This window comes from Motilimonas pumila (assembly GCF_003596335.1).
In the GTDB taxonomy this organism is placed as follows: domain Bacteria; phylum Pseudomonadota; class Gammaproteobacteria; order Enterobacterales; family CBDFNC01; genus Motilimonas; species Motilimonas pumila.
The window spans coordinates 1-8,212 of record NZ_QZCH01000053.1; the positions used below are offsets into that span (position 1 = coordinate 1).

At 42.9% G+C, this 8,212-nt stretch carries 11 protein-coding genes; all 11 read left to right on the forward strand.

What is annotated here, in order from left to right; all coding sequences use genetic code 11:
- Nucleotides 1–199, forward strand: a 199-nt coding sequence (locus D1Z90_RS21790; RefSeq protein ID WP_232525318.1) for a hypothetical protein, incomplete at its 5' end; no start/stop codon positions are given.
- Nucleotides 200–366: 167 nt separating this feature from the next.
- On the forward strand, nucleotides 367–1,329 hold the full coding sequence (locus tag D1Z90_RS19865) for an SEL1-like repeat protein (RefSeq protein ID WP_119912532.1): 963 nt from the start codon (nucleotides 367–369) through the stop codon (nucleotides 1,327–1,329).
- Between the two features lie 71 nt (nucleotides 1,330–1,400).
- Nucleotides 1,401–2,360: an SEL1-like repeat protein gene (locus D1Z90_RS19870; protein ID WP_119912533.1), complete on the forward strand. Its 960-nt coding sequence runs from the start codon at nucleotides 1,401–1,403 to the stop codon at nucleotides 2,358–2,360.
- Nucleotides 2,338–2,724, forward strand: coding sequence for a hypothetical protein (locus D1Z90_RS19875; RefSeq protein ID WP_158587201.1), 387 nt, complete (start codon nucleotides 2,338–2,340; stop codon nucleotides 2,722–2,724). The genes D1Z90_RS19870 and D1Z90_RS19875 overlap by 23 nt, the downstream gene beginning before the upstream one ends.
- A gap of 3 nt (nucleotides 2,725–2,727) precedes the next feature.
- Nucleotides 2,728–3,321 (forward strand): hypothetical protein, encoded by a 594-nt coding sequence (locus tag D1Z90_RS19880; protein WP_119912535.1) that lies wholly within the window; start codon nucleotides 2,728–2,730, stop codon nucleotides 3,319–3,321.
- 499 nt (nucleotides 3,322–3,820) lie between these two features.
- Nucleotides 3,821–4,627 (forward strand): RHS repeat domain-containing protein, encoded by an 807-nt coding sequence (locus D1Z90_RS19890; RefSeq protein ID WP_269777254.1) that lies wholly within the window; start codon nucleotides 3,821–3,823, stop codon nucleotides 4,625–4,627.
- Nucleotides 4,628–4,957 (forward strand): hypothetical protein, encoded by a 330-nt coding sequence (locus D1Z90_RS19895; protein ID WP_119912538.1) that lies wholly within the window; start codon nucleotides 4,628–4,630, stop codon nucleotides 4,955–4,957.
- Between the two features lie 419 nt (nucleotides 4,958–5,376).
- Nucleotides 5,377–5,730: an HNH/ENDO VII family nuclease gene (locus tag D1Z90_RS22115; RefSeq protein WP_369122276.1), complete on the forward strand. Its 354-nt coding sequence runs from the start codon at nucleotides 5,377–5,379 to the stop codon at nucleotides 5,728–5,730.
- A 1-nt stretch (nucleotide 5,731) separates the two neighbouring features.
- Nucleotides 5,732–6,175, forward strand: a complete 444-nt coding sequence (locus D1Z90_RS19905) for an SMI1/KNR4 family protein (RefSeq protein ID WP_119912540.1) — start codon at nucleotides 5,732–5,734, stop codon at nucleotides 6,173–6,175.
- Between the two features lie 688 nt (nucleotides 6,176–6,863).
- On the forward strand, nucleotides 6,864–7,799 hold the full coding sequence (locus D1Z90_RS19915) for a hypothetical protein (RefSeq protein WP_119912542.1): 936 nt from the start codon (nucleotides 6,864–6,866) through the stop codon (nucleotides 7,797–7,799).
- 118 nt (nucleotides 7,800–7,917) lie between these two features.
- On the forward strand, nucleotides 7,918–8,212 hold a 295-nt coding region (locus D1Z90_RS19920; RefSeq protein ID WP_499877944.1), incomplete at its 3' end, for a transposase.

An 8,212-nucleotide genomic window follows, 5' to 3' on the forward strand; every position in this document is an offset into this window, starting at 1 on the left:
CTGGTCTAACAGAGCGCTAGTTTGCACCAAAGAAGACATGGGTGATAGTCTGCTAGGCCCTTTTAGCCTTAAGTGCATTACAGAAGGGAGCAATGGCAAGTCTATAATCTATCACGATGAAATTATTGAAAAAGTCATTAACTTCGATTTTTACGTCGACGGCGATAACTGGGATAAAAATGACTCAATGACAAATTAGCATCAGTCCGCGAATTCCCTCATAATTTCCAACAAAAACAATGAGTAGACGCGCATCGCTCATTCTTATTTAATGAATTGATTAGGAATACTCAACGGTACGCTAACGATATACAAGACACCCACGAAAAATATAAAACGCGTCCCATGGACCATAGGCAAAGTCATATGAAGTATAAAAATATTAGCTGTTTATTGTTAGCGTTAAGCTTATTGCTCACGGCCAATGTCAGCCAGGCAAGCGTAGAAGAAGGGCTTAACTGGATACAACAAGGAGAGCGTGACTTAGCTTTAGAGGCAATGAAGTCACAAATTGAAGCACAAGACCCTGCAGCACTTTTTTGGCAAGCACGCATTTATATGAAAATGGGTGGCATGCAAACATTTCAAATTGGACATATTTTGCAGAGATCAGCGGAGCTGGGTAACCCTTGGGCTATGATGGAGCTTGTCGAAAGCCCTTATGAGCACTGTCAATTTTTCCGCTTACCGTGTGACGATAAGTGGCACGATAAAGCCATTGAAAAGTGGCAACAAATGGCCGAAAACGGTGATGGCAAAGCCATGTATATGCTCGCCAAACACAAAGACTCTTGGCGCAAATACGTGCCCTACTTAGCCCATAAAACCCGGGTTGAACAATATATTCAAGCCCTTGAAATGGGTGCAAACAGCGCCTCTGAAGCCATTTTCAATGAACTATATCGTCATCAAGACAGGCATCAGCCAGAAATCAGGCAGCAAATTGTAAAATACCTCACCATTGCCGCTGAGCGTGGTTATGCACCTGCCATGGTTGATCTTTATGAGTTTACCGATGTAATTGGGAATGACCTTGCTCTAGAGTACCTTCAACAAGCCACTGAATTAGGCTATGCACGGGCTCCATTCACTCTCTATTACTACCTCAAAAAGAAAGAGAATAAAAATCTACAAGACTGGAAAACACTATACAAAAACATCAATTTAGCTGCCGCATTGAATGCTTCTGATTATTCTACCTTCGTAGATTACCTTGACTTTGATGAGTACCTTTCACCAGAAGAAATCGCACAAATAGACCAAGAAATCACTGAGTTTCTTACCCAAGTAAAACCCAACCGTTTTTATGATGAGACCAACTTGTATTAAGCCATGATAAACGTTTTTACTCGACAGCCCGTGATAAGAGCCAGCAAACCTCGAACCATAGGCGAAGTCATATGAAGTATAAAAATATTAGCTGCTTATCGTTAGCAATAAGCTTATTCCTGACTGGCACCTCTAGCTTTGCGAGCACAGAAGATGGCATTGCGCTAATGCAGCAAGAAAAGTGGCTAGAAGCCTTGCCCTATCTTGAAACAGAAGCCAATAAAGGGGATGAGCAAGCCATGTATTGGCTGGCAAGGGTTAAACTCTCTATTAATCTATTTGAAGGTATTCAAGCAGGTCATTGGCTAGAACAAGCCTCAGAGTTAGGTAACCCATGGGCCATGGAGCAGCTGTTTGAAGACGGCGACCGCTGTGATTTCTTTCATTTCCCATGCGATGCTAAGTGGCATGATAAAGCCATTGAGAAGTGGCAACAAATGGCCAAAAACGGTGATGGCAAAGCCATGTATATGCTCGCCAAACACAAAGATTCTTGGCGCAAATACGTGCCCTATTTAGCCCACAACACTCGGGTTAAACAATATATTCGAGCCCTTGAAATGGGCGCAGACAGCGCCTCCGCAGCTATTTTCAGCGAGCTATATCGTCATCAAGACAGACATCAGCCAGAAGTCAGGCAGCAAATCGTAAAATACCTTACCATTGCCGCTGAGCGTGGTTATGCACCTGCCATGGTTGACCTTTACGAGTTTACAGATGTAATTGGGAATGACCTTGCTCTAGAGTACCTTCAACAAGCCACGGAATTAGGCTATGCACGGGCCCCATTCACTCTCTACTACTACCTGGAAGAAAAAGAGAATAAAAATCATCAAGACTGGAAAACGCTGTACAAGAACATCAATTTAGCTGGCGAACTAGATGCTTCTAAATATCGTAGTGTGGTGAATTATCTTGACTTTGATGAGCACCTTTCAGCTGAGGAAATGGCACAAATAGACCAAGAAGTCGCGGAGTTTCTCACCCAGGTCAAACCCAATCGTTTTTATGATGAAACCAATTTATATTAAAGCCATGCTCAGGCACTGGAGTCCTCTCGTCATATTAGCTACGTTATTGTTTAGCACGGCTGTCAATGCCACCGTCAAACAAGGATTAGAGTGGGCGCAACAAGGTGAATGGTGGGAAGCAGAGCCCTACTTCCTTGCTGAGGCGAATAAAGGTGACCCTGAGGCCATGTTTTGGCTTGCTAAAACGCATATGCGCATGGGCGGGGAAAAAATATTTGGTTTAGGTTACTTGATGTTGCAATCCGCCGAATTGGGTTACCCTTGGGCCATGATGGAGTTAGTCGATGGGCCTGAAACGTATTGCAGCTTTTTTAGACTGCCTTGTGACGACGAGTGGTACGATAAAGCCATTGAGAAGTGGTAACAAATGGCCAAAAACGGTGATGGCAAAGCCATGTATATGCTCGCCAAACATAAAGACTCTTGGCGCAAATACGTGCCCTACTTAGCCCATAAAACCCGAGTAGAACAATACATACAAGCCCTTGAAATGGGCGCAGACAGCGCCTCCGCAGCTATTTTCAGCGAGTTATATCGTCATCAAGACAGGCATCAGCCAGAAATCAGGCAGCAAATCGTAAAATACCTCACCATTGCCGCTGAGCGTGGTTATGCACCAGCCATGGTTGATCTTTATGAGTTTACCGATGTAATTGGGAATGACCTTGCTCTAGAGTACCTTCAACAAGCCACTGAATTAGGCTATGCACGCGCTCCATTCACTCTCTATTACTACCTAAAAAAGAAAGAGAATAAAAATCTACAAGACTGGAAAACGCTGTACAAAAACATCAATTTAGCTGCCGCATTGAATGCTTCTGATTATTCTACCTTCGTAGATTACCTTGACTTTGATGAGTACCTTTCACCAGAAGAAATCGCACAAATAGACCAAGAAGTTTCAGAGTTTCTTACCCAAGTAAAGCCCAACCGTTTTTATGATGAAACCAACCTGTATTAGCCATGATAAACATTATTACTCGACAGCCCGTGGTGCGAGCCAGCAAACCTCGAACCATAGGCAAAGTCATATGAAGTATAAAAATATTAGCTGCTTATTGTTAGTAGCAATATACAGGACACCCACCAAAATTTGACAGCTATCACCTTTTAACTAACACTTAAAAAGTGACTCTTTGACTAGGAGGGTGTCATGCCCTACCTCGAAAACAGCTCATTTGTGCTGAATCTACGCCCTACTATCACGTCACCAGCCGCCATGTTCGGCGCGCCTTTCTTTTTGGTTATGACAACTACGCCAACCGCAGCTACGAGCACCGTGAACCTTAGGTGCTCGACAAAGTTAAAAACTGGCAAGCTTACAGCTAAATCACCGAAACCGACCATCAGGGCATTACCAGAGCTATCTGTATGAGCCGGGCACCTTTAAGCCCCTGGCCCTGATTAAGGGTGAAGCCAATACCCCGGATAGCGATGCATCAAATACTACTGCACCGGAAATCTATTACTACCAGCTGGACCACTTAGGCACGCCACAAGAAATTACCGATGCGCTGGGCCACACAGTCTGGAGCGTGCAGTACCGTGCCTACGGCAATGTACTCAAACAGGAAGTGGAAGAGATACACAGCCCCCTGCGCTTCCAGGGGCAGTACTATGATGTAGAAACCGGCCTGCACTACAACCGGCACCGTTATTACAACCCCAACACCGCCGCGTTTTTAACCTTAGATCCGATTGGACTTGCAGGCGGGCTCAATAACTATCAATATGTGCCTAACCCTACGGGCTGGATTGATCCGCTGGGGTTGGCGAATAAGAAAGGCGATGAGTTGTGTTGTGGGGGGGATGTTCCAGACAGTGCGGGGCAAAAAATCTCTGAGGCTGGATACCTTCAAAGAATTGAAAGACTTGAATCAATTTATGGTTCACCAAATGTTCATTCTTTAGAGAAGCATGGGGCTGAGACCACAGGTATGAAGCAGTATAGAAGGGTTCAGCAAGAGCATTATCCTAACCCTACAACTGGAGCCCCTGGAAATAAAACTAAAACGGCCAGTAAATTCCTTACTAATAAAGATCATTATGAAGCTATTCGAAGTGCAATCTTACAGAGAAAGGCAAACCCAGAGATTAATGATTTCGATATAGTAATGGATCGAAATATTGGGGTTAATATTAAAAACCTAGGGTCGCATAAGAATAGAGGCCCTTACTCAGCAGACTATACAAATACTGCATGGGTTCGTTTCGATCCTAATACAGGAAAAATGTTCACTGCATTCCCTATCCCGGAGAAGAAGTAAATGAGTCAGAGAGCCTTTGATGGTGAAAAGCCTCAAGTGATGATTGAGTTTTTAGATCGCTTTGGAACGAAAGGTCAGCTTCCAGCTGCCTTTCTGACCCAAGAAGGCGAGTTTCTATTGAGTATCCAGTATTTATTTGAAGATTGTTGGTCTAAGAATTTTGATCAAGCCAATAGCTTGCTTAGATTTGGTGTTAATACGGATGGGTGGGATTTACTGGTTGATATAGGTGATGAGCAGCTTGTTATTCTTCAGGATGAGATGGGCGATATTGATTCTATTGATATATCAGTATTTGATCTGTTAGAGGCAAATGTAGAGCAAGCATAGTAAATATACGGAAAATATACAGGACACCCACCAAAAGCAAGGATTTGAGAAATTCTTGGATGGAAGATCTTCAGTTGGCACCAATTACTCAATAGAAAACGTAACCTCATTTGGAGCTCGTAATGATGGTGCTTCCGTTTTGATGGAAACACTATCGAACGGTACAAGAAGGGTGCAGTTACCAAGAGACGCTTGGGCAACTAAAAAAGCAATTGAAAGTGCAAGTATAAAGATGCAAAGAATATACAGGACACCCACCAAAATTTGACAGAAATCACCTTTCAACTAACACTTAAAAAGTGACTTTTCTGACTAGGAGGGTGTCATGGCCCTACCTCGAAAACAACTCATTTGTGCTGAAACTACGCCCTACTATCACGTCACTAGTCGCTGTGTTCGGAGCGCTTTTCTTTGTAGTTATGACAACTACGCCGAGCGCAGCTACGAGCACCTTAAACCTTAGGTGCTCGACAAAGTTAAAAACTGGCAAGCTGATTGGTATAACCAATGCTGAAGCGGCTGCGAAAGGTCTTCCTCCTCAATTGCCAGATGGTAATTTTGTAACTCTACATCATTTTGGTAAGAAGTCACCAGAGCCGTTAGTTGAAGCAAGCACGAAGTATCACGGCGTTGGTAAGCCAGGCCAGGATATATTGCACATCCAATATGGCAGGAGTAAACTTCACCCGATATTACAGCCTGATCGAAATAAATTTAACGTAGATACAGATGAATATTGGAAATGGCGTGTCAATTATCAAGGGAGCAACTAATATGGTTGATATTATTGATTTGAAAAATCGTTATGATGCTATTTATGGATGCGAGGCTGTTGATGAGAGAGTTGTTTCCAATATTGAGGTTCAACTAGGTCTAACTTTACCTTCAGATTTTAAAGAGATATCTCTATTTTATTCTGGAGGTTTGTTGGGTGGAGTAAGTCACCATGAAATTGCTTGTATTGGTGACGCTACAAATATAGTACAGGAAACTCTCACATTAAGGGACGCTATAGGTCTACAAGACAATTTTATTGTGATTGCAGAACCATCAGAGAGTTTAATAGTGCTAAATGTTGCGGGTAATCCTAGTGTGATATGGTGTGATGCGGTTGAAGCGAAGAATTTAAATTCTATGAACTTTGCTAATCAACCTGAGACTTGGGAAAGCTACAGTGATTTTTTCGATTATTTGATAGTTGAGGAAGAAGACGAGTAAATAGGTTGTTCCAAACACTGCAACGTCAAGTATTAGCGATACACGTGGCACTGGTTTACAGGGCAATATACAGGACACCCACCAAAATTACTACATAGCTATCTGTTAAGCCCAAGAATTACCATTACCCCTAAAGATACAGCGTCTTGGGACAGCAGTGATAAGCTTGATTTCTCAGGTTATCAAACAGCGCAATTGCCGAATATTTGCCTGTCAATTGCAACGAATTTTCCTAATTGGTTTAGCGTCAGCAATTTTCAGGTTGCTTGCCAAGTCATCACCACTAAAGTGGATAAAACGAGCTATTATGCGGCCAAAATTTCAACAGAAAAAAAGCATGTGCCCGTCACCTTGGTAAGATCCCAAACAGGCGTTGATGTCTACCTGCATAAGCCGGATTTTAAGCAAGTAAAAGAAACTATGTTTACCTCAAGTGTCAAACTAAAATTGCAAATACACGCCAAACCCAATAATACAATCAAAAACAATGGGCTTCATTTAAAGGCCACTGAATTTAAAGGCCACTGATTTAACCGCTTGGGATTTACGAAACCAAGATTTATGGGTTTTTCCTGCTCCAGCAATGGGTTACAGTAGTGCCTTCCAAAACAAAGATCTTATTGAAGATTTTGATAACAGTGACCAACCTTTTTGGTTTGAATTTATGGTTTAGCGAGTGGGAACAGACATGCAACAAGACTATTACGCGCCTACGGCGTATGAGCTTCAATACTGGAAAACTACGCCTAAACCGACCGCTCACAATATCAAGGGAGATGAAGTATTAGACTATGGTGATTATGCTCACTTAGTGCCTTCTACCTACTTAAAAGGACTATGGTCATCACTGCAAAGTGCAGAAGTGGTGGAAGATGATGGCCTGTTTCAATTCAACCACCAGTGCATTCGAACCTTGTCCGGTGGGCGGGCTTGGTTGGGTGGGCTATGTCAGTTTGGAGGTATGTTACTTCTAATTACGGGGGTGATGTTTTTAATAGGTCTTTGTATTTATTCGATTATTTTTTCTTTTGATAGTTTTTCTTCTGCTGCAGAATTTATTAAAGATATATTTCCAATAGTTTTGACCTTTCTTTGTGCAGGTGGAGGGATGTTATTACTAGTCCGTTTACCTTCGCCCTACTCAGAGTGGATTTTTGGTAAACCGGGCCCATCATTAGAGCTTAATCGGCAAACGGGCATAATCACTTTTTGGCATTATGGTTGGCTAACGGGCCGGCTAAAATCCAAACAAAGCTATAACTTTATGGAATTTATTCCTTATCTGCAGCCTTTGGTTGGGCCCACGCCTACTGCTGCAGGCTGTAACATTGTGTTTATCCATAAAGACGACATGTCAATTCAATTTAGTAGCGTGGGCCTTGCCAATTTCGCCAGCATTGCTGACGGTTTGGCTTGGTGGGACTTTCTGCAGTGTTACATGGATGTGGCAGAGCCATTACCAGACAGCCCTACCTTAGAAATATGCCGCCATTTAGATCCTACCAGTGTTAAATTCGACAAAAAAAACGCAAGGCCAGCACGTTATTGGCGTGATATGACTGAGCAAGAATATGAAGCCGCCGAACAAAGCATGGTTCAAAAAGTACAGGATACCTTTTATTGAGCAAGTAAGGAGGAGTAAATCTGGTGCAGAGCACAAGAAAAGCGGACACCCACCAAAATTTGACAGCCATCACCTTTTAACTAACACTTAAAAGGTGATTTTTCTCTAGGAGGGAGTCATGACCCTACCTCGAAAACAGCTTATTTGTGCAGAATCGACGCCTTACTATCATGTAACGAGCCGCTGTGTGCGGCGCGCCTTTCTTTGTGGTTATGATAACTACGCTAAACGCAGCTATGAGCACCGTAAACCTTGGGTATTGGATAAAACCAAGCAGCTGGCCAGTATCTTCACCATTGATATCTGTGCCTATGCCATCATGAGCAATCATTACCACCTCGTGCTGCATATCAACATGGCGCAAAATAGCCGCTTAAGTGATGAGGCCGTGGTGAGCCGCTGGCAACAGTTAT